Origin of the sequence: Stenotrophomonas aracearum (assembly GCF_031834615.1) — a bacterium.
In the GTDB taxonomy this organism is placed as follows: Bacteria; Pseudomonadota; Gammaproteobacteria; order Xanthomonadales; family Xanthomonadaceae; genus Stenotrophomonas; species Stenotrophomonas aracearum.
Window position 1 is genome coordinate 2,603,535 of the sequence record NZ_CP115543.1, and the last position, 22,006, is coordinate 2,625,540.

Genomic DNA, 22,006 nt, shown 5'->3' on the forward strand with positions numbered 1-22,006 from the left:
TCCTTTGAAACGGGGTTAGGCGGTTGCCGCACGGTGTGGGGGGTAGAGCCGGGCTCTGCCCGGCTGCGGCTGCGGCGGAGCCGGGCAGAGCCCGGCTCTACGTCGGTGGCGTCATCGGGCGAGGAACGCTACCAGTCGTTCTTCATCCCAGACTTCCACACCCAACTCATTCGCCTTAGTCAGCTTCGATCCCGCATCCGTACCCGCCACCACGAACGAGGTCTTCTTCGACACGCTGCCGGCCACCTTGGCACCCAGCGCTTCCAGCCGCTCCTTGGCCTCGTCACGGGTCATCTGCGAGAGGGTTCCGGTCAGCACCACGGTTTGCCCATCCAGCGGACCGGCGGCCTGCGCCGACGCTTCCGGGGCGCGCTCCAGCAACGTGCGCCGGTAGTCGTCGGCCTTGAGCAGCATCGGTCCGTTGCCGTTGCTGTCCAGCCACTCGGCAACGCCCAGCGCCACCTCGTTGGGCAGGCCGGCGGCGACCAGCTGCACCGGTTCGGCATCCAGCACGCTTGCGGCGTCGGGCAGCATCGCGGTCAACTTCTCCGCGCGCAGGCGGGTGATGCCGGGAATCTCCGCTTCGACCAGCAACTGGGCGAAATCCAGTCCATCGCGCAGTTTCGCGCTCGGCGGGTGGGTGTCGCTGATGCGCACCTGGCCGACCTGCAGCAACGCGTCGATCGCCTCCTGGTTGCCCGGCTGTTCGAAGAAGTGCCCGAGCGAATGCGCCACTTCGCCGCCGATGTCCGGCACCCGCTTGAACAACGGCCACGGCAGGTGGCGGATCAGTTCCAGGTCACCGAACCAGATGGCCAGCGCCTTGGCGGTGCTTTCGCCGACATGCTCGATACCCAGCGCGAACAGCAGGCGCTCCAGCGTGGTGGTGCGGCTGGCGTCGATCGCGGCGATCAGGTTGTCGGCCCACTTGGTGGCGATCTTCTTCGTATTCCATTCGAACGCGGCCGGCAGCGACAGTGCGCGCGCGCGCCAGCCCTCATCGCCGGCATCCAGCGCCAGCACGTCGCGCAGATACTGGCCGCTGCCCTCCGGCGGCAGGTGCAGGCCGATCTGGCTCGCCAGCGCCTGCGGCGACTCGGCGTCGAGCACCAGCTTCAGCTGCAGCAGCTGGTCGCGGGTCAGGCGGTACAAGTCGGCCACGCCGCGCACGATGCCGGCGTCGACCAGGGTTTCGATGTACTTGCCGCCCAGCCCGTCGATATCCATCGCGCGGCGCGAGGCGAAGTGCGCGATGGCTTCCTTGCGCTGGGCCGGGCAGCTCAGCTCGCCCGAGCAGCGCCACGCGGCGGCGCCTTCCTCGCGCACGATCTCCGAACCGCACACCGGGCACTCGGTGGGCATGCGCCACGCCGAGGTACCGGCCGGGCGACGCTCGGCGATCACGCTCACCACTTCGGGAATCACATCGCCGGCGCGGCGCACGATCACGGTGTCGCCGACCCGCACGTCCAGCCGTTCGATCTGGTCGGCGTTGTGCAGGGTCGCGTTGGAGACGATCACGCCGGCCACCGCCACCGGGTGCAGCCGCGCGACCGGCGTGGCCGCGCCGGTGCGGCCGATCTGGATCTCGATGGCCTCCACCGTGGTGGTCTGCTCCTGCGCCGGGAACTTGTGCGCGATGGCCCAGCGTGGCGCGCGAGAAACGAAGCCCATCTGCTCCTGGCCGGCGCGGTCGTCCAGCTTGTAGACCACGCCGTCGATGTCGAAGGCCAGGCCGTCGCGGCGTTCGCCGATGTCACGGTAATAGGCGAGCAGGCCGTCGCTGCCCTCCACCACCTGGCACAGCTCGCTGACCGGGAAGCCCCAGGCCTTGAGCTGGGCCAGCGTGGCCGAATGGGTCGGCGGCAGTTCGCCGCCCTGCACTTCGCCGGTGCCGTAGGCGTAAAAACTCAGCTTGCGGCGCGCACTGAGCTTGGGGTCCAGCTGGCGCAGCGAACCGGCTGCGGCGTTGCGCGGGTTGGCCAGCACCTTGCCCTCGTGCAGGCGCGCGTCGGCGTTGTAGGCTTCGAAGTCGGCGCGTGCCATGTAGACCTCGCCGCGCACTTCCAGCACCTGCGGCCAGCCGCTGCCCTGCAGGGTGTGCGGAATGACCTTGATCTGGCGCAGGTTGGCGCTGACGTCCTCGCCGGTGCTGCCGTCGCCACGGGTGGCGCCCTGCACGAAGCGGCCGTCTTCGTAGCGCAGGCTGATCGCCAGGCCGTCGAGCTTGGGCTCGGCGGAGAAAAAAAGCGCGTCGCGACGCAGGCGCTCGCCGATGCGGCGCACGAAGTCCTGCACTTCGTCGTCGCTGAAGGCATTGCCCAGCGACAGCATCGGCACCGCGTGGCGGACTTCGGCAAAGCGCGAGGAAGCCTTGCCGCCGACCCGCTGGGTCGGGGAGTCGGCCTGGACCAGCTCCGGGTGCGCCTGTTCGAGCGCTTCCAGCTCGCGCACCAGGCGGTCGTAATCGGCATCCGGAATCAGCTGCTCGTCGCGCTCGTAGTACGCCTTGCCGGCCTCGTCGATCTGGCGGCGCAGGGCCTCGGCACGTTGGGCGGGGCTGGGACTCATGCGGCGGACATCCTGGAGGGGTAGTGAATTTTAACGGATCGGAGCCCGACGAAATGTCGCCGATGTCGCTTGCCCGGTACGCGGCGTGGCGCTAGCGTGCCGTCATTGTCCTGCCTTCGGTGTTCCCGCCATGTCATCGCCCGTTGCGTCCCGCCGTTCCTTCCTGCAGCTGGCCGGTACCGGGCTGGCCCTGTCCGGCATCGGCCTGGCGCCGGCTGCGGCCGCGTCCAGTGTGATCCTGCCGACGCGGGCCGCGCCGGTGGGCAGCGTGCTGCTGAATTTCAACGAAAGTCCCTACGGCCCCGCGCCGGCCGCGCAGGCGGCGGCACGGGCGATCATCGCGGAGAGCGGGCGCTACCTGTTCCCGCTGGCCGGCGAGCTTCGCAACCTGTTCGCCGAACAGGAAGGCATCAGCACCGACCGGGTCCGCCTGTACCCCGGCTCCAGCGAGCCGTTGAATCGTGCGGCGGTGGTCTGGACCTCGGCCACGGCCGGCCTGGTGGTGGCCGACCCGACGTTCGAGGCCTTGGGCGACCTCGCCGCCGCGCGCGTCGCCACGGTGGCGAAGGTGCCCCTGCGGGCCGATGGCGCGCATGACGTGCACGCGATGGTGGACGCGGCACGGCGGGTCGATGCGGGCCTGATGTACCTGTGCAATCCGAACAACCCGACCGGCTCGATCACGCCGGCAGCGGACGTTGCGTGGCTGCTGGCCAACAAGCCAGCGCAGACCCGGCTGCTGGTGGACGAAGCCTACCTGCAGTTCAGTGCGCAGCCGTCGGTGATCGCGCAGGTGATGCAGCGCGACGATGTGATCGTGCTGCGCACGTTCTCCAAGCTGTACGGCATGGCCGGGCTGCGCCTGGGCGTGGCGGCGGCGCATCCGGACCGGCTGCGCGAGCTGGCCAGCCTGGGCGACAACCCCCTGCCGGTCACCGCGCTGGCGGCCGGCCTGGCCAGCCTGCGCGAGCCGGGCCTGGTGGCACAGCGGCGCGAGCAGAACACGCGGGTGCGGCAGGCCACGGTGGAATGGCTGCAAACGCGCGGATTCCGCTGCCTGCCGAGCGAGGCGAACTGCTTCATGGTCGACGTGCAGCGCGACGGTGCAGGGTTCACCAAGGCGATGGCCGAACGCGGCGTGGTGATCGGAAGAAGCTGGCCGATCTGGCCGACGATCGTGCGGGTCAGCGTGGGAACGGAAGCAGAGATGGAGGCGTTCCGCACCGCGTTCGCGGCGGTGACAGGCACACGACGGTAATACCTGCGGTAGGGTCGCATCCCAATCGACCGCCGATTGCGGTGATTACCCCATGTAGGCATGACCTCCGAACGAAGACACGCGTTGCCGCCGAAGGTCCATGCGTCACCGTGCCGATCACCGTTATCGGCGGTCGTTTGGGAACCGACCCTACCGGTCGACGTGCCCCGTGATGGTTGAGGCGCCGGTTGCGGTGCCTCGCATTACCAACGCGGCGGTTTGGTCAGAGGCGGTGCCTGGTGCTGTCGGTCATACGCGCGCAGCTCGTCGCGGATGTGTGCGACGCGCTGGCGGCCCAGGGTGTTGCGGCTGTCGTCCAGGACCTCGCCACCGAGCAGTTCGCCCATGCGTTCGACGGTGGGCAGCATCTTTTCCCAGGCGTCCAGCGCGGTCAGCGGCGCCGGCAGGGTCAGGAAGAAGGCGATCGCCGGGGTTTCCATCTCGCGGATGTTGGCCATGTCGAAGCTGCCCGGCTTCATGATGTTGGCCATCGAGAAGATCGGACCGCGCTCGGGATGGCCTTCGACCAGGCGGTGGAACACGTTCATGTGGCCGAACACCAGGCCGGTCTTCTCGGCCGCGACCACGATGTCTTCGCCGCGCAGCTTCTCGCCGGCGCGGGCCGCCACGAACAGCGAGACGATCTTGTCGAAGTCCTGGGTGGTGCGCTTGCCGAGGTCGCTGGCCGGGCTGTCCACCTCCGGCAGGCCGAGCTCGGGCTGGGTCACGCCGTCGTCGGCGGCACTGCCCTCGGCGCCGGGCTCGGTTTCGCCCAGCAGCGGCTCGCGACGCTGGCCGGTCCCTTCGCCGCTTTCCACGCGGCGGCCCTGCGACTTCTTCCGCGGCCGGCCAAACAGGAAGATCGCAGCAATCAGCAGCAGGCCGGCGGCCAGGATGCCGATGCGGAGCAGTGCCATGTCGGACATTCGAAAGGTCTCCAGCTAAATACGTTCAGGTAAGCATGGCACGTCAGGCCGCGCCCGCCAATCGTGCCGCCTCTTCCAGGTCCACGCTGACCAGGCGGCTGACGCCCGGTTCGCGCATGGTCACGCCCGAGAGCTGGTGCGCGGCTTCCATCGTGGCCTTGTTGTGGCTGACGAACAGGAACTGCACCTTCTCGCTCATTTCCTTGACCATGTTGGCGAGGCGGCCGACATTGGCTTCATCCAATGGCGCGTCCACTTCGTCCAGCAGGCAGAACGGGGCCGGGTTGAGCTGGAAGATCGCAAACACCAGCGCCACCGCGGTCATCGCCTTCTCGCCGCCGGACAGCAGCGAGATGCTGGACACCCGCTTGCCAGGCGGGCGCGCCATGATGGTCACACCCGTGTCGAGGAGGTCTTCACCGGTCAGTTCGAGGTAGGCGTGGCCACCGCCGAACAGGCGCGGGTACAGCTGCTGCACGCCGGCGTTGACCCGGTCGAAGGTGTCCTTGAAGCGGCCGCGGGTCTCGCGGTCGATCTTGCGGATGGCGTCTTCGAGGGTTTCCAGCGCCGTGGTCAGGTCGGTGTTCTGCGCGTCCAGGTAGTCCGAGCGCTGCGAGGCCTCGCCGTACTCCTGGATGGCCGCCAGGTTGACCGGCTCGAGCCGGCGCATGCGCCCGTCGATCTGGTGCACGGTCTGTTCCCAGTCGCTGATGCGGGCGTCTTCGGGCAGGGTGTTGATCACGTCCTGCAGCACGAAACCGGCCTTTTCCACCGAAGCGGTGAGCTGGTCGGCGCTGAGCACCAGGGCCTGCTGGTCGAGCTTGCGCTGGGAAATGCGCTCGCGCTGGGCCAGGGCCTGTTCGTCGCGCTGGTGGCGGGTCTGTTCGAAGCTGCGCAGTTCGGCGTCGATGCTTTCCAGCAGGGTGCGGGCTTCGCCGAGCACGCGGTCGGCACGGACGCGTTCGCCGAGGGCGTTCTGGTGTTCGGCTTCCAGCGCGTGCACCGGCGAGTCGCCTTCGTCGAGCTGGGAGTGCAGTTCGCCAAGGCGTGAATCGAGCTGGCCGCGCTGGGTGCTCATGCGCTCCAGCGCCTGGCTGAGCGAGGCGACCTGGGTGCGCTGCGACTCCAGGGTGAGGGCCAGCGAGTGCGCGCTGTCGCGCACGTTGCGCGCGGCTTCGCGGGCGCGGTCGCGGGCATCGCCGAGCTGGCGGCGTTCGCTTTCCAGCGCTTCGCGGGTGGATTCAAGGTCGCCCATGCTGTTGACCGCGTCGTCCAGGCGGCCACGCGCTTCGCGGACCTGTTCGCGGCTGGCGTCGAGGTTTTCGAGCAGCTGCGAGAGCTCGCCTTCGATGCGGTCGATACGGGTGCGCGCGGCGTCCACCTTGCCCTGCTGGCTCTGCAGCTGGCCCCCGAGTTCGGAGACGCTGCGGTGGGCCAGATATAGCTGGCGCTGCGCGTCTTCGCGCTGCTGTTCGCCGGCCAGCAGCTGGTCACGGAATGCGGCGAGTTGGTTTTCCAGCTCGGCTTCGCGTTCCTGCAGGGTGTCGATCTGCTCGCGCAGGCTGACGATCTCGCGTTCGCGCAGCAATGCGCCCTGCTTGGCGGCGCCCGAGCGCGAGACGCGGACCCAGCCTTCGCCGAGGCGTTCGCCGCCACGGGTGATCACCGAGTCGCCGTCGGCCAGGGTGGCCTGCAGGGCACGCGCCTGTTCGAGGTCCTCGGCGGCATGCAGGCGGGCCAGCAGGCGGCGGATGGCGGTGGGGCCCTGCACTTTGGCGGCCAGCGAGGTCGGGGCGACCTGCAGTGGGCTGGTGTCGGCCGATACCAGGGCGATGCGGCCGTCGCCGAGCTCGGCCAGCGCGCCGACGAGCTGTTCGGGGGCGTCGACCAGGACGCCCTCGATGAGCTGGCCGAGCGCGCTTTCGACAGCGTTTTCCCAGCCGTTCTCGACGCTGAGGCGCTCGCCGACGCGGGCGCCGGAATCCAGCCCGTGCTGCTTGAGCCAGGCGACGGCGGCGCCCTGCTCCTGGCCGAGGGCGGCCTGCTGCAGGGTTTCGAGCGAGGACAGGCGGCCGCGCGCGGCCTGGGCCTGCTTGCGGATGTCGGCCAGTTCGGTCTGGCCGGTGCGCTGGCGGTCCTGCAGGCCGGCGACGGCTTCCTTGCGGGCTTCGACCTGTTCGGTCAGGCCGTCGAGCGAGGCCTTCTGGGTTTCGTGCTGCAGCTGCAGTTCTTCGAAGGCTTCGGCCAGTGCGTCGAGGTCGAGGCCGACACGTTCGGCGCTGAGCGCTTCGCGGCGGCGGTCGGCTTCGAGCACCTGGCGGTCGAGGTAGTCGACGCGGGTGCGTTCGACTTCGCCGGCGCGCGAAGCTTCGGAGGTGGTGCGGGTATGGGCTTCCCAGCGCGCCTGCCAGTCGGCCAGCTTGGCTTCGGCGTCGCGCAGGGCTTCCTGCTTGATCTCGTTTTCTTCCTGCAGCTGTTCGAGCTGGGGCTCGGCGAGGTCGACGGCGTCGCGCAGGACGGTCAGCTTGGCTTCGTCGCCGCTGATGTGCTGGCCAAGTTCGGCCAGGGCCTGGGAGGTTTCGTCGCGGGCCTTGTGCAGGCGCTGGGACATCTCGCGCTGGTGCTGGATCTGCTGTTCGAGCCGGGCCAGGGTGCTGCCGACCTGATAGACCTCGGCCTGGGCGGTGCTGAGGGCGTCGGCGGCTTCTTCGCGGCGCACGCGGCTGGTTTCGATACGGGCTTCGGCGTCGCGCTGTTCGGCGATGAACTGCTGCAGGCGGGTTTCTTCCTGCGAGAGGGCTTCGCGGAGGCTGCCGAGGCGGGTGTCGAGGTTGCGGTACTCAAGGGCCTTCCACTCGGCGTCCTTGACCCGGCGCTCTTCCTGCAGGCCCTGGTACTGCTCGGCCTGGCGGGCCTGCCGCTTGAGGTGTTCGAGCTGTTTGCCGATTTCCTCGCGCAGGTCGTTGAGGCGGTCGAGGTTCTCGCGGGTGTGGCGGATGCGGGTTTCGGTTTCCTTGCGGCGTTCCTTGTACTTGGAAATGCCGGCGGCTTCTTCGAGGTACACGCGCAGGTCTTCGGGGCGGGCTTCGATGATCTGGCTGATCATGCCCTGTTCGATGATGGAGTAGCTGCGCGGGCCGAGGCCGGTACCGAGGAACAGATCGGTGATGTCGCGGCGGCGGCACTTGGTACCGTTGAGGTAGTAGTTGCTGCTGCCGTCGCGGCTGACGGTACGCTTGACCGAGATTTCGTTGAACGAGGCGTACTCGCCGGAAATGGTGTGGTCGGTATTGTCGAAGATCAGTTCGACGGTCGCCTGCGAGACGGGCTTGCGCGCGGAGGAGCCGGAGAAGATGACGTCGGTCAGCGAGTCGCCACGCAGGCGGCTGGCAGAGCTTTCGCCCATGACCCAGCGCACGGCATCGATGATGTTGGACTTGCCACAGCCATTGGGCCCGACCACGCCGGTCATGTTGGTGGGCAGATGCAGGGTGGTGGGATCAACAAACGACTTGAAGCCGGAGAGCTTGATCGTGGACAGACGCATGGCGTAGAGGGCTTCCGGACAGTCGCGATGGCCCGAGTATAACGGGGCGGCTGTTCCACGGGCGTTCGGGGCAACTGCAGAGCGGCGTCTTGGTTCTACGTGCAGGGGCGGCCGCCCCCATACATGGTCGTGTGCGGTGAGAAAGAACAGCCGGGCAAGGCCCGGCTCTACTGCTTTTTCGGTGACTCACCGGCCAACTGTCGGAGGGTCGGCGGGGGTGGGTTTGAGGGGGCACGAGCCGCATGGATGCGGCGATGAGCTTACATGGACGTACTTGCAGCGTCCCCCACAAACCCGCACCCGACGGCCCTGACCAGGGAAACCAGCCACCCCCACGGCTGTTCGCCTGAATCCAACAGCAGCCGGGCAAGGCCCGGCTCTACCAGCCTGGAACCCCAAAACAAAAACGGGCACCCTTGCGGGTACCCGTTTCGGCGATCACGGCCTTTCGGCTGGGATCAGGCTTCGGCGACCACGACCACCTGGACGGTGGTTTCGACGTCGGCGTGCAGGTGGATGACCACCTCGAACTCGCCGACGTTGCGGAAGGCGCCTTCGCCCAGGATGACTTCGCTCTTTTCCAGCGCCACGCCGGCCTTGGTGAAGGCTTCGGCGATGTCGCGCGGGCCGACCGAGCCGTACAGCTTGCCTTCGGTCGACGCGTTGGCGGCGATGGTGACGCTCTTGCCTTCCAGCTTGGCCTTGCGGGCTTCGGCGTCAGCGTGGATCGACTGGGCCTTGGCTTCGTACTCGGCGCGCTTGGCTTCGAACTCGGCAACGTTCGAGGCGGTGGCCGGAACGGCCTTGCCGGTCGGAACGAGGAAGTTGCGGCCGTAGCCCGGCTTCACGTCGACCTGGTCGCCCAGGCCGCCGAGGTTGGTGACCTTCTGGAGAAGAATCAGCTTCATGGTGTTGCTCCAAATATGTATTCGTTAGCGGGGAAAACCCCGCAGCGGATGGCTGTCCGAATATCGAACCGTGAAAGGGGCGACCCGGGGTCGCCCGCCTTCATCAGACGTCGTGGTTGTCGGTGTACGGGATCAGGGCCAGGAAACGGGCGCGCTTGACGGCCGTTGCCAGCTGGCGCTGGTACTTCGACTTGGTACCGGTCACGCGGCTCGGCACGATCTTGCCGTTCTCGGTGAGGTACTGGCGCAGGGTGTTGAGATCCTTGTAGTCGATCTCCTTGACACCTTCGGCCGTGAACTTGCAGAACTTGCGGCGACGGAAGAACTTGGACATGTGCGTGCTCCTTAGGCGGCGGAAGCGGCGTCGTCGCCGGCTTCGTTGTCAGCGGTGTTGGCGGCTTCGCCTTCTTCGTCGTCACGACGACGACGCTCGCCACGCTCGGGCTTGTCGCCCTTCTCGTCCTTGCTCTTCATGATCAGCGACTGCTCGGTGTCGGCCGCGTCGCGGACCAGCACCAGGTTGCGCAGCACGGCGTCGTTGAACTTGAAGCTTTCGGTCAGTTCGGTCAGAACGGCCTGGTCCACTTCGATGTTCATCAGCACGTAATGTGCCTTGACCAGGTTCTGGATCGGGTACGCCAGCTGGCGACGGCCCCAGTCTTCCAGGCGGTGGATGGTGCCGTTACCGGTTTCGACCAGCGACTTGTAGCGCTCGATCATGGCCGGGACCTGCTCGCTCTGGTCCGGATGGACCATGAACACGACTTCGTAATGACGACTCATGTGTGTATACCTTTCGGATGTGGCCCTTGCGGGCCGGACAGCTCCCCGCAGGTGAACGCGGTGGAGCAAGGGTTCCTGCCGGAAAACGGGCAGGAAGCCGCGCATTATCGCAGCAGATGGGGTTCCGGGCAAGCCGGGCGGCCGCCGGGCCGCCCCGGGGGCCGGATCAGGCCTTGTCGGCCTCGGTGGTGAAGCTCTCGCCGCAGCCGCATTCGGCGGTGGCGTTCGGGTTCCTGAACGTGAACGTCTCGCTCAGGCCCTGCTTGCCGAAGTCGATCTCGGTTCCATCGACCAGGGCCAGGCTGTCGGCATCCACGTAGATGCGGACCCCGTCCTGCTCGAACACGGTGTCGCCGGCGCGCTGGTCGCGGGCCAGGTCGGTGATGTGGCCCCAGCCGGAGCAGCCGGTGCGGGTCACGCCGAAACGCAGGCCCAATGCGTCCGGGCTCTGGGCCACGAACTTCTGGACACGGGCGAAGGCAACAGGGGTAAGGGTGACAGCCATGACAGACGACTCCAGCGGATCGGACACATTATAGGTCTACGGCCCAGTCAGAAATGCCTCGCAAGCAGAACGCTGCAACCGTTAAACTCCTCGTTCAGAGATCGAGTCGATCAACAGAGGATTCAAGTCATGACGGTGGTCAGCGTTGAACATGCGCTTGCCGGGAAGATCCCGGAAGGCGGCGAGGCAACAGTACGGGGCTGGGTGCGCACGGTGCGCGGGTCTGCGGCGCTGGCCTTCGTCAATGTCACCGACGGCTCCTGCTTCGCCCCCATCCAGGTGGTGGCCAATGACACCCTGGGCAACTTCGACGAGATCAAGGCACTGACCCCCGGCTGCTCGGTCATCGCCCGCGGCACCCTGGTCAAGTCGCAGGGCAAGGGCCAGTCGTTCGAGATCCAGGCCAGCGACATCGAGATCGTCGGTCTGGTCGAAGACCCGCTCACCTACCCGATCCAGCCCAAGCCGATGAGCGCCGAGTTCCTGCGCGAAGTGGCCCACCTGCGCCCGCGCACCAACCTGTTCGGCGCGGTCACCCGCATCCGCAACTGCCTGGCCCAGGCCGTGCACCGGTTCTTCCACCAGAACGGCTTCAACTGGATCAGCACCCCGATCATCACCACCTCCGACGCCGAAGGCGCCGGGCAGATGTTCCGCGTCTCCACTCTGGACATGGTCAACCTGCCGCGCGACGCGCAGGGCAATGTGGACTTCAGCCGCGACTTCTTCGGCAAGGAAACCTTCCTGACCGTGTCCGGCCAGCTCAACGTCGAGGCCTACTGCCTGGCGCTGAGCAAGGTGTACACCTTCGGCCCGACCTTCCGTGCCGAAAACTCCAACACCACCCGCCACCTGGCCGAGTTCTGGATGATCGAGCCGGAGATCGCCTTCGCCGACCTGGCCGAAGACGCCCGCCTGGCCGAGCAGTTCCTGAAGTACCTGTTCCGCGCGGTGCTCGACGAACGTGGCGACGACCTGGCGTTCCTGGCCGAGCGCGTCGACAAGAACGCGATCACCAAGCTGGAAGGCTTCATCAACGCCCCGTTCGAACAGATCGACTACACCGAGGCGGTGAAGCTGCTGCAGAACTCCGGCAAGAAGTTCGACTTCCCGGTCGAATGGGGCCTGGACCTGCAGACCGAGCACGAGCGCTGGCTGACCGAAGAACACATCGGCCGCCCGGTGGTGGTGACCAACTACCCCGAGCACATCAAGGCGTTCTACATGCGCCTGAACGACGACGGCAAGACCGTCGCGGCGATGGACGTGCTGGCCCCGGGCATCGGCGAGATCATCGGCGGCAGCCAGCGCGAAGAGCGCCTGGACGTGCTGGACGCGCGCATGGCGCAGTTCGGCCTGGACCCGGCGCACTACGGCTGGTACCGCGATTTCCGCCGCTACGGTTCGGTGCCGCACGCCGGTTTCGGCCTCGGCTTCGAGCGTCTGGTGGTGTACGTGTGCGGGCTTGGCAACATCCGCGACGCCATCCCCTACCCGCGCGCACCGGGCAGCGCCGAATTCTGATTCCCACCACGGAGGCACGCCCATGACCCTGTTCCTCGCGCTGTGTTTCGTCGGCGTGGCGATCGCCGGGTTCAGTGCCTTCGTGATTTTCTGGCCGCTGACCCTGGTCCACATCCGCGACCGCCACCCTGCCCTGGCCAACCGCTTCGGCAGTGGTGCCTTCCTGCGCCCGGACGCGCTGCGCTGGCTGCTGGGCCGGGACTACCGCGGCACCCCCGACCGTTCGCTGTCGGGGCTGGCCACGCCGGCCTGGCTGTCGCTGCTCACCCTGCTGGCCGGACTGGGCATGGCCGCCCTGCTCTGGCTGCTTTCGATGGTACTGACATGAACGATATCTCCGCCGTACGCGACTCCTGGTGGCTGGCAAGCCTGGGCAACACCCTCATCTGGGCACGCCTGCGCGTGCGCGCCGCCGGCACCGCCGAAGTGCTCGACAGCGACGGCAACACGCTGAGCTACGACAGCGAAGACACCGCCCGTTCGCAGCTGTTCGACGCCGAGTTCGTCGAATTCGACGGGCTGGACGAAGAAGACGCGCTGGTGCGCGGCTTCACCCTGCATGAAGTGCAGCCGCCGCACGCCGACGACGATGACGGCCTGAAGGGCCAGATGGTGCGGAACCTGGGCGCGCGCGCCTGATCCCCCGATGTTCATCCCGTCCGACTTCGTTGCGACCGACCTGACCTGGCTGGACCGGCTGCTGGCGCGCGATGCGTTCGTCACCCTGGTGACCACCGGCAGCGATGGCCTGCCGCAGGTCACCCTGCTGCCGGTGGTGTACCGCCGCGACGGCGAGGACATCCTGATCGAAGGCCACTGGGCCCGCCCCAACCCGCAGGCCGGCCATGCCGGGCCGGCGCTGATGCTGGTGCACGGCCCGCACGCCTACCTTTCGCCGGGCTGGTACCCGGACAAGGACAGCGCCGGCCGCGTGCCGACCTGGAACTACGCCGCCGCCGAACTGCGCGGCGCGCTGGAGCCGGTCACCGACCCGGCCGAACTGATGGACATGCTGGACGCGCTCAGCGCGGTCAATGAGGCCAGCGTCGGCAACGACTGGCGGCTGGACCGCGACGACCTGCGCCAGACCCGCATGCTGAAGGGCATCGTCGGCTTCCGCTTCCGCCCCAGCCAGGTGCAGATCAAGCTCAAGCTGAGCCAGAACCATCCCGAGGCCAACCAGCTGTCGGTGATCGATGCCCTGGAGGGCTCGGGCTCCCCCGCTTCCCAGGACCTGGCGCAGTGGATGCGCCAGGTACGCGAGCAGCCCGCCACCGGCGGCTGACCCACCCCACCTCACGGGATAACGTAAACGATGAAAGACATCCACAAGCTGCTGCAGAACAACCGCGACTGGGCCGACCGGATCGAGAAGGAAGACCCCGAGTTCTTCCACCAGCTGGCCAAGCAGCAGCACCCGGAGTACCTGTGGATCGGCTGCTCCGATTCGCGCGTGCCGGCCAACCAGATCATCGGCATGGCCCCGGGCGAAGTGTTCGTGCACCGCAATATCGCCAACGTGGTCGTGCACACCGACCTGAACTGCCTGAGCGTGATCCAGTACGCGGTGGACCAGCTGAAGATCAAGCACATCCTGATCGTCGGCCACTACGGCTGCGGCGGCGTGCATGCCAGCCTGAACAATACCCGCGTAGGCCTGGCCGACAACTGGCTGCGCCATGTCAGCGACGTGGCACAGAAGCATTCGGCGATCCTGGATGCGATCGAGGATCCCGACCTGAAGCACGCCCGCCTGTGCGAGCTCAACGTGATCGAACAGGTGGTCAACGCCTGCCGCTCGACCATCGTGCAGGACGCCTGGGCGCGCGGACAGAAGCTGATGGTGCATGGCTGGGTCTACAGCCTGAAGGACGGCCGGGTGCGCGAGATGGGCATCGACGTCGGTGCGCCCGAAGACCTGGCCCCGGCCTACGAAACAGCGCTTGCGCACGTGCCGCGCCGCGGCAAGCGCGACTGACCTTTCCCTACGGAACCGACCATGCTGCCCTCGCCGATCAACCTGCTTGGCTGGATCGAAGAAAACCGCCACCTGCTCAAGCCGCCGGTGGGCAACAAGATGATCGAGAACGGCGACTTCATCATCATGGTGGTCGGCGGCCCGAACAGCCGCACCGACTTCCATTACGACGAAGGCCCGGAGTGGTTCTACCAGCTCGAAGGCGAGATGCTGCTGAAGGTGCAGGAAGACGGCGCGGTGCGCGACATTCCGATCCGCGCCGGCGAGATCTTCCTGCTGCCGGGCAAGGTGCCGCACTCGCCGCGCCGCCCGCCCGGCGGGGTCGGCCTGGTGGTCGAACGCAGGCGCCTGGCGCATGAGAAAGATGGCGTGATGTGGTTCTGCGAGCGCTGCAACCACAAGCTGTACGAAGAGTATTTCACCCTGCAGAACATCGAAACCGACCTGCCCAAGCTGTTCGCCCGCTACCAGGCCGACATCCGCATGCGCACCTGCGACAACTGCGGGCATGTCGACCCGCTGCCGGGTGGCTGACCCCGCGTTATAGGATTCGTGCCATATACAGCTCGCATGGATAGACTGCGGTTTCACTGCCAACCCTGATCGACCCATGTCCGAGCTCCTCAGCCGCACCCATGCCACCGCCCTGGACGCCGCCGACCCGCTGCGCGCCCTGCGCGCCGAGTTCGTGTTTCCCCAGCACAACCACCGCGACCAGACCTATTTCGTGGGCAACTCGCTGGGCCTGCAGCCGCGTGCGGCCAAGGCCGCGGTGCAGGAGGTGATGGACAAGTGGGGGGCGCTGGCGGTGGAGGGCCACTTCACGGGCGACACCCAGTGGCTGGGCTACCACCGGCTGGTCAATGCGCAGCTGGCCCGGATGGTCGGCGCGCTGCCCAGCGAGGTGGTGGCGATGAATACGCTGAGCGTGAACCTGCACCTGATGATGGTCAGCTTCTATCGACCCACCGCCGAGCGTCCGGTGATCCTGATGGAGGCCGGCGCCTTCCCGACCGACCGCCATGCGGTGGAGTCGCAGATCCGCTTCCACGGCTTCGACCCGACCACCGACCTGGTCGAGGTCCAGCCCGATGAACCCAACGGCACGATCTCGCTGGCCGCGATCGAGCGCGCCATCGCCGAACACGGCCCGCGCCTGGCGCTGGTGCTGTGGCCCGGGGTGCAGTACCGCAGCGGCCAGGTGTTCGACCTCGATGCGATCACCCGCATGGCGCGCCTGCAGGGCGCCCGGGTCGGCTTCGACCTGGCCCATTCGGTCGGCAACGTGCCGCTGCAGCTGCACGACATCGCGCCGGACTTCGCGGTCTGGTGCCACTACAAGTACCTCAACAGCGGCCCGGGTGCCGTGGCCGGCTGCTTCGTGCACGAGCGCCACCACCGCGACGCCAGCCTGCCCCGGTTCGCCGGCTGGTGGGGCCATGAAGAAGCGACCCGCTTCAAGATGGCCCCGCAGTTCGTCCCGGCCGTGGGCGCGGAAGGCTGGCAGCTGAGCAATCCGCCGGTACTCGGGCTGGCGCCGCTGCGCGCCGCGCTGGACGTGGTCGACAAGGCCGGCGGCATCGAGGCGATGCGCGCCAAGTCGCTGCAGCTTACCGGCCTGCTCGACGCGCTGGTGCGTGCCCGCCTGGCGGGGGTGCTGGAAGTGCTGACCCCGGCCGAACCCGAGCGCCGTGGCTGCCAGCTGTCGCTGCGCGTGGTCGGTGGCCGCGAGCGCGGCCGCAACCTGTTCGAATACCTGCAGACCGTGGGCGTGCTGGGCGACTGGCGTGAGCCGGACGTGATCCGGATTTCGCCTACCCCGCTGTACAACCGTTACCTCGACCTGCATCACTTCGTCGAAGAAGTGGAATCCTGGGCGGGCCTGTAAGCCTGCCCTCCCCTGCGTGGACCCTGACTTGATCGCATCTGCACACCGCTCCCTGAGCATCATCGGCGCCGGCCTGGCCGGCTCCCTGCTGGCCATCCTGCTGTCCCGCCAGGGCTGGCGGATCACCCTGTACGAACGCCGCGGCGACCCGCGGATCAGCGACTACGAGAGCGGCCGCTCGATCAACCTGGCCCTGGCCGAACGCGGGCGCAACGCACTGCGCCGGGCGGGGGTGGAAGACGCGGTCATGGCCAAGGCGGTGATGATGCGTGGGCGCATGGTGCATCCGCGCCAGGGCGAGCCGCAGCTGCAGCGTTATGGCCGCGACGACAGCGAAGTGATCTGGTCGATCCACCGCAAGGACCTCAACACCACGCTGCTGCAGCTGGCCGAAGACGCCGGCGCGCAGGTGCACTTCCACCGCCGCCTGCACACGGTGGATTTCGATGCCGGCTACGCGCGGTTCATCGACGACCGCAACGACCACCCGCACGACATCCGCTTCGACACCCTGATCGGCGCCGACGGTGCCGGTTCGGCGCTGCGTGCGGCGATGAACCGCAAGCACCCGCTGGACGAGCGCATCGAGTTCCTCGACCACTCCTACAAGGAGCTGGAGATCCCACCCAGCGACGACGGTGGGTTCCGCATCGAGGCCAACGCGCTGCACATCTGGCCGCGCGGCAACTACATGTGCATCGCGCTGCCGAATGACGAAGGCACGTTCACCGTCACATTGTTCCTGCCCAACGAGGGCAACCCCAGCTTCGCCACCACCAACAGTGGCGCCGAAGCCGAGGCGTTGTTCGCGCGCGACTTCCCGGATGCGCTGGCCTTGATTCCGAACCTGCGCCGCGACTGGGAAGAACACCCGCCCGGCCTGCTTGGCACCCTGCACCTGCGCCAGTGGCACCTGCACGGCCGCGCGGTGCTGCTGGGCGATGCGGCGCACGCGATGGTGCCGTTCCACGGCCAGGGCATGAACTGCGCGTTCGAGGACTGCGTGGCGCTGGCCCGCCACCTGCAGGAAGAAGACTCGCTGGCCGCTGCGTTCGCTGCGTTCGAGGCCGAGCGCAAGCCGAACGCCGAAGCGATCCAGCAGATGGCGCTGGAAAACTACCTGGAAATGCGCGACCGCGTGGCTGACCCGGCGTTCCTGCTGCAGCGCGAGCTGGAGCAGGCGCTGCAGGCGCGTTGGCCGACCCGCTTCGTGCCGCACTACACCATGGTGACCTTCCTGCACACACCGTACGCGGTGGCGCTGGAGCGCACCGAACTGCAGCGGAAGATCCTGCAGGACGCCACCGCCGGTCACGAAACGCTGGAGCACATCGACTGGGCCGCGCTGGAGCGCGTGGTGCACGCGCAACTACCGGTGCTGGAGGGCGCGCACTGATGGCCGACAGCTTCCTGTTCTACGACCTGGAAACCTTCGGCCAGGACCCGCGTCGCACCCGCATCGCGCAGTTCGCGGCGATCCGCACCGACGCCGACCTGAACCCGATCGACGAACCGGTCAGCTTCTACGTGAAGCCGGCCGACGACCTGCTGCCGTCGCCGGTGGCGACGCTGATCACCGGCATCACCCCGCAGCATGCGATGGCCGAAGGGGTCAGCGAGGCCGAAGCGTTCGCGCGCATCAACGATCTGATGGCGCGGCCGGGCACCTGCACGCTGGGCTACAACACGCTGCGCTTCGATGACGAATTCGTCCGCCACGGGCTGTTCCGCAACTTCTTCGACCCGTACGAACGCGAGTGGCGCAACGGCAATTCGCGCTGGGACCTGCTGGACATGCTGCGCCTGGTGCATGCGTTGCGCCCGGACGGCATTGCCTGGCCGCAGCGCGAAGACGGCGCCACCTCGTTCAAGCTCGAACACCTGGCATTGGCCAACGACGTGCGCGTCGGCGATGCGCATGAGGCGCTGTCGGACGTGCACGCCACCATCGGCATGGCGCGCCTGTTCAAGCAGGCCCAGCCGCGGCTGTGGGACTACGCGCTGAAGCTGCGCGACAAGCGCTTCGTCGGCAGCCTGCTCGAGGTGGACGCCCTGCAGCCCGTGCTGCACATCTCGATGCGCTACCCGGCCCAGCGCATGTGCGCCGCCCCGGTGCTGCCGATCGCGCGGCATCCCTACATCAACAACCGGGTGATCGCGCTGGACCTGGAAGGCGACCTCGACGGGCTGCTGGCGCTGCCGGCCGAGACCCTGGCCGCGCGCCTGTACACCCGCGCGGCCGACCTCGCCGAAGGCGAACAGCGCGTGCCGCTGAAGGAAGTGCACCTCAACAAGGTGCCGGCGCTGGTCGCCTGGAACCACCTGCGCCCGGCCGATCACGCCCGGTTGGGGATCGATGTGGCGCTCGTGGAAGCCAATGTCGCGCGCGTGCGCGCGGCCGGCCCGGCGCTGGTCGAGAAGGTACGCCAGGTGTATGCCGGCGAGCGCACCGCCACGGTCAGCGACGTGGATGCCTCGCTGTACGACGGCTTCCTGGCCGACGGCGACAAGGCCCTGATGACCCGCCTGCGCACCAGCCCACCGGCCGAGCTGGGCGGGTTCGCCGAGCGGCTGAAAGACCCGCGCATGCCGGAACTGCTGTTCCGCTACCGCGCGCGCAACCATCCGCAGACCCTGGATGCGGCCGAACGCGATCGCTGGAACGACTACCGCCGGCAGCGCCTGTCTGGCGATGCGGCGCTGGGCGAGCAGAGCCTGGCGGAGTTCCGCGCGCAGCTGGACACCTTGGCCGCCGAGCACGCCGACGCGCCCGACAAACTGGCCCTGTTGCAGCACCTGCGCGACTGGGGCAACGACCTGGAGCAGAGCCTGTGAGCACCTATTTCACCGCTGCCAGCTTCACCTTCCTGCGCGGCCTGGCACGCAACAACGACAAGACCTGGTTCAACGCGCACAAGGACAAGTACGAGGAGCATGTGCGGCAGCCGTTCCTGCGCCTGATCAGCGACCTGCAGCCGGACCTGGCGGTGGTCAGCGACCACTTCCGTTCCGACCCGCGCGGCGTGGGCGGCTCGCTGTTCCGGATCTACCGCGACGCGCGTTTTTCCAACGACAAGTCGCCGTACAAGACCTGGCAGGGTGCGCGGCTGTTCCATGAGCGGCGCAAGCAGGTGCCGGCGCCGTCGTTCTACATCCACCTGCAGCCGGGCGAAAGTTTCGTCGGCGCCGGGCTGTGGCACCCGGAGCCGGCCACCCAGCGCAAGGTCCGCCACTTCATCGTGGACAACCCGGGTGCCTGGAAGGCGGCGGCGCATGCGCCGGCGCTGCGCAGGAAGTTCGATTTCGAGGAAAGCGAAAAGCTGGTGCGGGCCCCGCGCGGGTTCGAACCGGACTTCGAGTTCATCGACGACCTCAAGCACCGCAACTGGGTGTTCTGGCGCTCGCTGGACGACGCCACCATGACCGGGCCGAAGCTGCGCCAGACCTTGGCCAAGGACCTGGTCACGCTGGGGCCGTTCGTGGATTATCTTTGTGCAGCGTTGGATCTGGAGTTCTGACCCATGAAGAAGCTGATCTGGATCCTGGTCGTTCTTGCGGCCCTGCTGGCCGGGTTCGTCGCGGCCGGTCCGTACCTGACCATTCGCGGGCTGTCGCAGGCCATCGAGCAGCGCGATACCTCGAAACTGGACCGTTACGTGGACTTCCCGATGTTGCGCGCGAACCTGCGTGCGCAGCTGGATGACTACGTGGTGCGCCAGGCCGGGCCGGACGTGCAGTCAAACCTCGTGGGCGCACTGCTGCTCACCGCTGGCCAGCGCCTGGGTGGCACCGCCGTGGATGCGATGGTGACCCCGACCGGGATCGGCGCGCTGCTGGAGGGCCATACCCTGTGGAAGCGGGCCAGCAACGACCTGGAAACCAACGACGCCTATGCCGCGCCGAAGGCGGCCCGGCCGCTGGAAGGCGCTACGCACCGGTTCGAATCGCTGTCGCGGTTTACCGCGACCACCCAGACCGCGCAGGGCCCGGTGGTGTTCGTGCTGCAGCGGCAGGGGCTGAGCTGGAAGCTGGTGGACATCCGGTTGCCGCTCTGATCGGGCATGGTGCGGAGCCCGTAGTGCCGGCCGCCGGCCGGCTCCTCGCATGATCCGGCATCGTGCAGAGCCCGCCAGCGGCGGGCACTACGCGGTGACGCGCGCATCAACGGGGCTCGTTGGCTACGCCGTGGGGTACGTGGCCCGCCGCCACGCTCAGATGCTGCCGGGCGCTGTCGATGTTGTGCTGCGAATCGTCGAAGAAGATGTCCGCGCCGAAGGCCTCCAGGAACGGGCCCTTGTGGCGACCGCCCAGGAACAGTGCCTCGTCCAGGCGCACGCCCCACTCGCGCAGGGTGCGGATTACCCGCTCATGCGCCGGCGCCGAACGCGCGGTCACCAGCGCGGTGCGGATCGGGGCGGCCTCGCCGGCCGGGAATTCCGCCTGCAGGGTATGCAGCGCCGACAGGAAATTCCGGAACGGCCCACCACTGAGCGGCTCGCGCGCGTTCTCGCGCTCATGCCGGCCAAACGCTTCCACGCCCTGCTCGCGCGAGATACGCTCGCTTTCATCACCAAAGATCACCGCGTCGCCGTCAAAGGCAATGCGCAGCTGGCCCAGCGGCTGGCTCATGTCCAGCGGCTCGGCGGCGGCCAGCGTTTCATCGTACGGCTTGGGCAGGATGGTCGCCGCCGCGATGCCATGCCGCAGCGCACGCCGCACCGACTCCGGATTGGCCGAGAGGAACAGGTCGGTGCCGAACGGCTTCACGTACGGCCAGGTCGGCTCGCCGGCGGTGAACGTGGCGCGGATGATGCCCAGGTCGTAATGCTGGATCGAGTTGAAGATGCGCAGGCCGGTGTCGGCCGAATTGCGCGACAGCAGGATGACCTCCACCCGCGGCGACTCCGGCGACTCGCCCTGGTTCAGCGCCAGCAGCTTGCGCACCACCGGGAAGGCCACGCCGGGGCGCAGGATGTCGTCTTCATGCGTGCGCTGGTACTCGGCGTAGGCGTCCACGCCTTCGGCCTCGAACAGCGCATGGCCTTCTTCAAGGTCGAACAGCGCACGCGAGGTCACGGCAACGGTCAGCAAGCGGGGGGTGTTGTCGCCCATGGCGGTCAAAGGTCCTTCAAAACATGAACTGTTCGCTGAGGATCCGGTCTTCCAGGTTGTGTTCCGGATCGAACAGCAGGGTCACCCGGCGTTCGCGCGACTCCCGGATGGTCACCTCGACCACGTCGCGGGTTTCATGCGAATCGGCGGTCACGCTGACCGGGCGCTTGTAGGGATCGAGCACGCGGAAGCGTACTTCGGTGTCGGCCTTGAGGATCGCGCCGCGCCAGCGCCGCGGCCGGTACGGCGCCAACGGGGTCAGCGCGATGGTGTGCGAGCCCAGCGGCAGGACCGGGCCATGCGCGGAGTAATTGTAGGCGGTGCTGCCGGCCGGCGTGGCCACCAGCACCCCGTCGCCGATCAGCTCGGCCACGCGCTCCTGCCCGTTGAGATCCACCCCGATATGCGCGGCCTGGCGGGTCTGGCGCAGCAGCGACACATCGTTGTAGGCAAGCGAGCCCGTGGTCGTGCCCGACTCGGTCAGCGCCAGCATTTCCAGCGGCCGCAGGTTGGCCGGTTCGGCCACCGCCAGCCGAGCGGGAAGCTCGCCATCGTCCTCCCGATACTGGTTCATCAGGAACCCTACCGTGCCCAGCTTCATGCCGAACACCGGCCGCCCCAGCGCACCGTGCCGGTGCAGCGTCTGCAGCATGAAGCCATCCCCGCCCAGCGGGCACAGCACGTCAGCCTCTTCCGGCGCATGGTCGCCATAGCGCGCCACCATCGCCGCGCGGGCGAACTGCGCCGCTTCGGTGTTGCTGGCCAGGAAGGCGATGCGGGGGGTATCGCTCATGTGGGGGTCCGGTGGAGGGATTGCTGGTTGAAGCATAACCGGGGTGGGAGATCGCAGGTGCTTGCCTGGTCGCGAACAGCAGCGTTTCAGTTCATCCGTGCAGGGGCCGCCGCCGGGCAGCCCCGCTCCGGGACACGCCGTGAACCCATCCATGGGGGCTGCTAGAAAACATCCATGTTTTCTGGCGTCCCTCCGGGGGCTACCCGGCGGCCG

General features: G+C 67.8%; 21 protein-coding genes. 12 read left to right on the top strand and 9 right to left on the bottom strand.

The features are described 5' to 3' along the window. Window positions 1–111: 111 nt before the first annotated feature. Window positions 112–2,571 (bottom strand): NAD-dependent DNA ligase LigA, encoded by a 2,460-nt coding sequence (gene ligA / locus PDM28_RS11865; RefSeq protein ID WP_311182181.1) that lies wholly within the window; start codon window positions 2,569–2,571, stop codon window positions 112–114. A gap of 130 nt (window positions 2,572–2,701) precedes the next feature. On the opposite strand from ligA, the gene PDM28_RS11870 reads away from it, so the two are divergent. Further along, window positions 2,702–3,829, top strand: coding sequence for a pyridoxal phosphate-dependent aminotransferase (locus PDM28_RS11870; RefSeq protein ID WP_311182182.1), 1,128 nt, complete (start codon window positions 2,702–2,704; stop codon window positions 3,827–3,829). A gap of 203 nt (window positions 3,830–4,032) precedes the next feature. Here PDM28_RS11870 and zipA read toward each other — a convergent pair whose 3' ends face one another. From zipA to PDM28_RS11900, 6 genes are all read right to left on the bottom strand, one after another. Next, on the bottom strand, window positions 4,033–4,755 hold the full coding sequence (gene zipA / locus PDM28_RS11875) for a cell division protein ZipA (RefSeq protein ID WP_311182183.1): 723 nt from the start codon (window positions 4,753–4,755) through the stop codon (window positions 4,033–4,035). 43 nt (window positions 4,756–4,798) lie between these two features. Continuing rightward, a complete protein-coding gene (smc, locus tag PDM28_RS11880; RefSeq protein WP_311182184.1) occupies window positions 4,799–8,302 on the bottom strand; it encodes a chromosome segregation protein SMC in 3,504 nt (1,167 codons plus the stop codon). A 458-nt stretch (window positions 8,303–8,760) separates the two neighbouring features. Further along, window positions 8,761–9,210 (bottom strand): 50S ribosomal protein L9, encoded by a 450-nt coding sequence (gene rplI / locus PDM28_RS11885; RefSeq protein WP_102944730.1) that lies wholly within the window; start codon window positions 9,208–9,210, stop codon window positions 8,761–8,763. A gap of 103 nt (window positions 9,211–9,313) precedes the next feature. After that, on the bottom strand, window positions 9,314–9,544 hold the full coding sequence (rpsR, locus tag PDM28_RS11890; protein ID WP_002804494.1) for a 30S ribosomal protein S18: 231 nt from the start codon (window positions 9,542–9,544) through the stop codon (window positions 9,314–9,316). Between the two features lie 11 nt (window positions 9,545–9,555). Next, window positions 9,556–9,993, bottom strand: a complete 438-nt coding sequence (gene rpsF / locus PDM28_RS11895; RefSeq protein ID WP_070209226.1) for a 30S ribosomal protein S6 — start codon at window positions 9,991–9,993, stop codon at window positions 9,556–9,558. A gap of 166 nt (window positions 9,994–10,159) precedes the next feature. Further along, entirely contained in the window at window positions 10,160–10,498 is a 339-nt protein-coding gene (locus tag PDM28_RS11900) for a HesB/IscA family protein (protein ID WP_070209225.1), read from the bottom strand. 129 nt (window positions 10,499–10,627) lie between these two features. Here PDM28_RS11900 and asnS point away from each other — a divergent pair, with 129 nt between their 5' ends. The 11 genes from asnS to PDM28_RS11955 all read left to right on the top strand — a co-directional run bounded on the left by asnS (window position 10,628) and on the right by PDM28_RS11955 (window position 19,943). Then, on the top strand, window positions 10,628–12,022 hold the full coding sequence (gene asnS / locus PDM28_RS11905; RefSeq protein WP_311182185.1) for an asparagine--tRNA ligase: 1,395 nt from the start codon (window positions 10,628–10,630) through the stop codon (window positions 12,020–12,022). A 22-nt stretch (window positions 12,023–12,044) separates the two neighbouring features. Next, window positions 12,045–12,350, top strand: a complete 306-nt coding sequence (locus PDM28_RS11910; RefSeq protein WP_102944727.1) for a hypothetical protein — start codon at window positions 12,045–12,047, stop codon at window positions 12,348–12,350. Continuing rightward, window positions 12,347–12,661 carry a hypothetical protein gene (locus PDM28_RS11915; RefSeq protein WP_102944726.1) on the top strand — a complete coding sequence of 105 codons (315 nt, stop codon included), beginning with the start codon at window positions 12,347–12,349 and terminating at the stop codon, window positions 12,659–12,661. Before PDM28_RS11910 ends, PDM28_RS11915 begins: the two co-directional genes overlap by 4 nt. 7 nt (window positions 12,662–12,668) lie before the next feature. Further along, entirely contained in the window at window positions 12,669–13,307 is a 639-nt protein-coding gene (locus PDM28_RS11920) for an FMN-binding negative transcriptional regulator (protein WP_311182186.1), read from the top strand. Window positions 13,308–13,337: 30 nt separating this feature from the next. Then, the gene (gene can / locus PDM28_RS11925; RefSeq protein ID WP_311182187.1) at window positions 13,338–14,000 is read left to right on the top strand and encodes a carbonate dehydratase; all 663 of its coding nucleotides are present in this window, start codon (window positions 13,338–13,340) and stop codon (window positions 13,998–14,000) included. A gap of 21 nt (window positions 14,001–14,021) precedes the next feature. Beyond that, a complete protein-coding gene (locus tag PDM28_RS11930; protein ID WP_311182188.1) occupies window positions 14,022–14,534 on the top strand; it encodes a 3-hydroxyanthranilate 3,4-dioxygenase in 513 nt (170 codons plus the stop codon). Window positions 14,535–14,610: 76 nt separating this feature from the next. Continuing rightward, a complete protein-coding gene (gene kynU / locus PDM28_RS11935; protein WP_311182189.1) occupies window positions 14,611–15,888 on the top strand; it encodes a kynureninase in 1,278 nt (425 codons plus the stop codon). A gap of 28 nt (window positions 15,889–15,916) precedes the next feature. Beyond that, window positions 15,917–17,284, top strand: a complete 1,368-nt coding sequence (locus PDM28_RS11940) for an FAD-dependent oxidoreductase (protein WP_311182190.1) — start codon at window positions 15,917–15,919, stop codon at window positions 17,282–17,284. Continuing rightward, window positions 17,284–18,723, top strand: a complete 1,440-nt coding sequence (sbcB, locus tag PDM28_RS11945) for an exodeoxyribonuclease I (protein WP_311182191.1) — start codon at window positions 17,284–17,286, stop codon at window positions 18,721–18,723. The genes PDM28_RS11940 and sbcB overlap by 1 nt, the downstream gene beginning before the upstream one ends. Next, the gene (locus PDM28_RS11950) at window positions 18,720–19,406 is read left to right on the top strand and encodes a DUF2461 domain-containing protein (protein WP_311182192.1); all 687 of its coding nucleotides are present in this window, start codon (window positions 18,720–18,722) and stop codon (window positions 19,404–19,406) included. Before sbcB ends, PDM28_RS11950 begins: the two co-directional genes overlap by 4 nt. A gap of 3 nt (window positions 19,407–19,409) precedes the next feature. Beyond that, window positions 19,410–19,943, top strand: a complete 534-nt coding sequence (locus PDM28_RS11955) for a DUF2939 domain-containing protein (protein WP_311182193.1) — start codon at window positions 19,410–19,412, stop codon at window positions 19,941–19,943. A gap of 106 nt (window positions 19,944–20,049) precedes the next feature. On the opposite strand, the gene PDM28_RS11960 is transcribed toward PDM28_RS11955, so the two are convergent. Both PDM28_RS11960 and PDM28_RS11965 read right to left on the bottom strand, forming a co-directional pair. Then, window positions 20,050–21,000: a 5'-nucleotidase gene (locus tag PDM28_RS11960; RefSeq protein WP_102944718.1), complete on the bottom strand. Its 951-nt coding sequence runs from the start codon at window positions 20,998–21,000 to the stop codon at window positions 20,050–20,052. Window positions 21,001–21,016: 16 nt separating this feature from the next. Further along, window positions 21,017–21,793: an NAD kinase gene (locus PDM28_RS11965; RefSeq protein ID WP_070209214.1), complete on the bottom strand. Its 777-nt coding sequence runs from the start codon at window positions 21,791–21,793 to the stop codon at window positions 21,017–21,019. Window positions 21,794–22,006 lie beyond the last annotated feature (213 nt).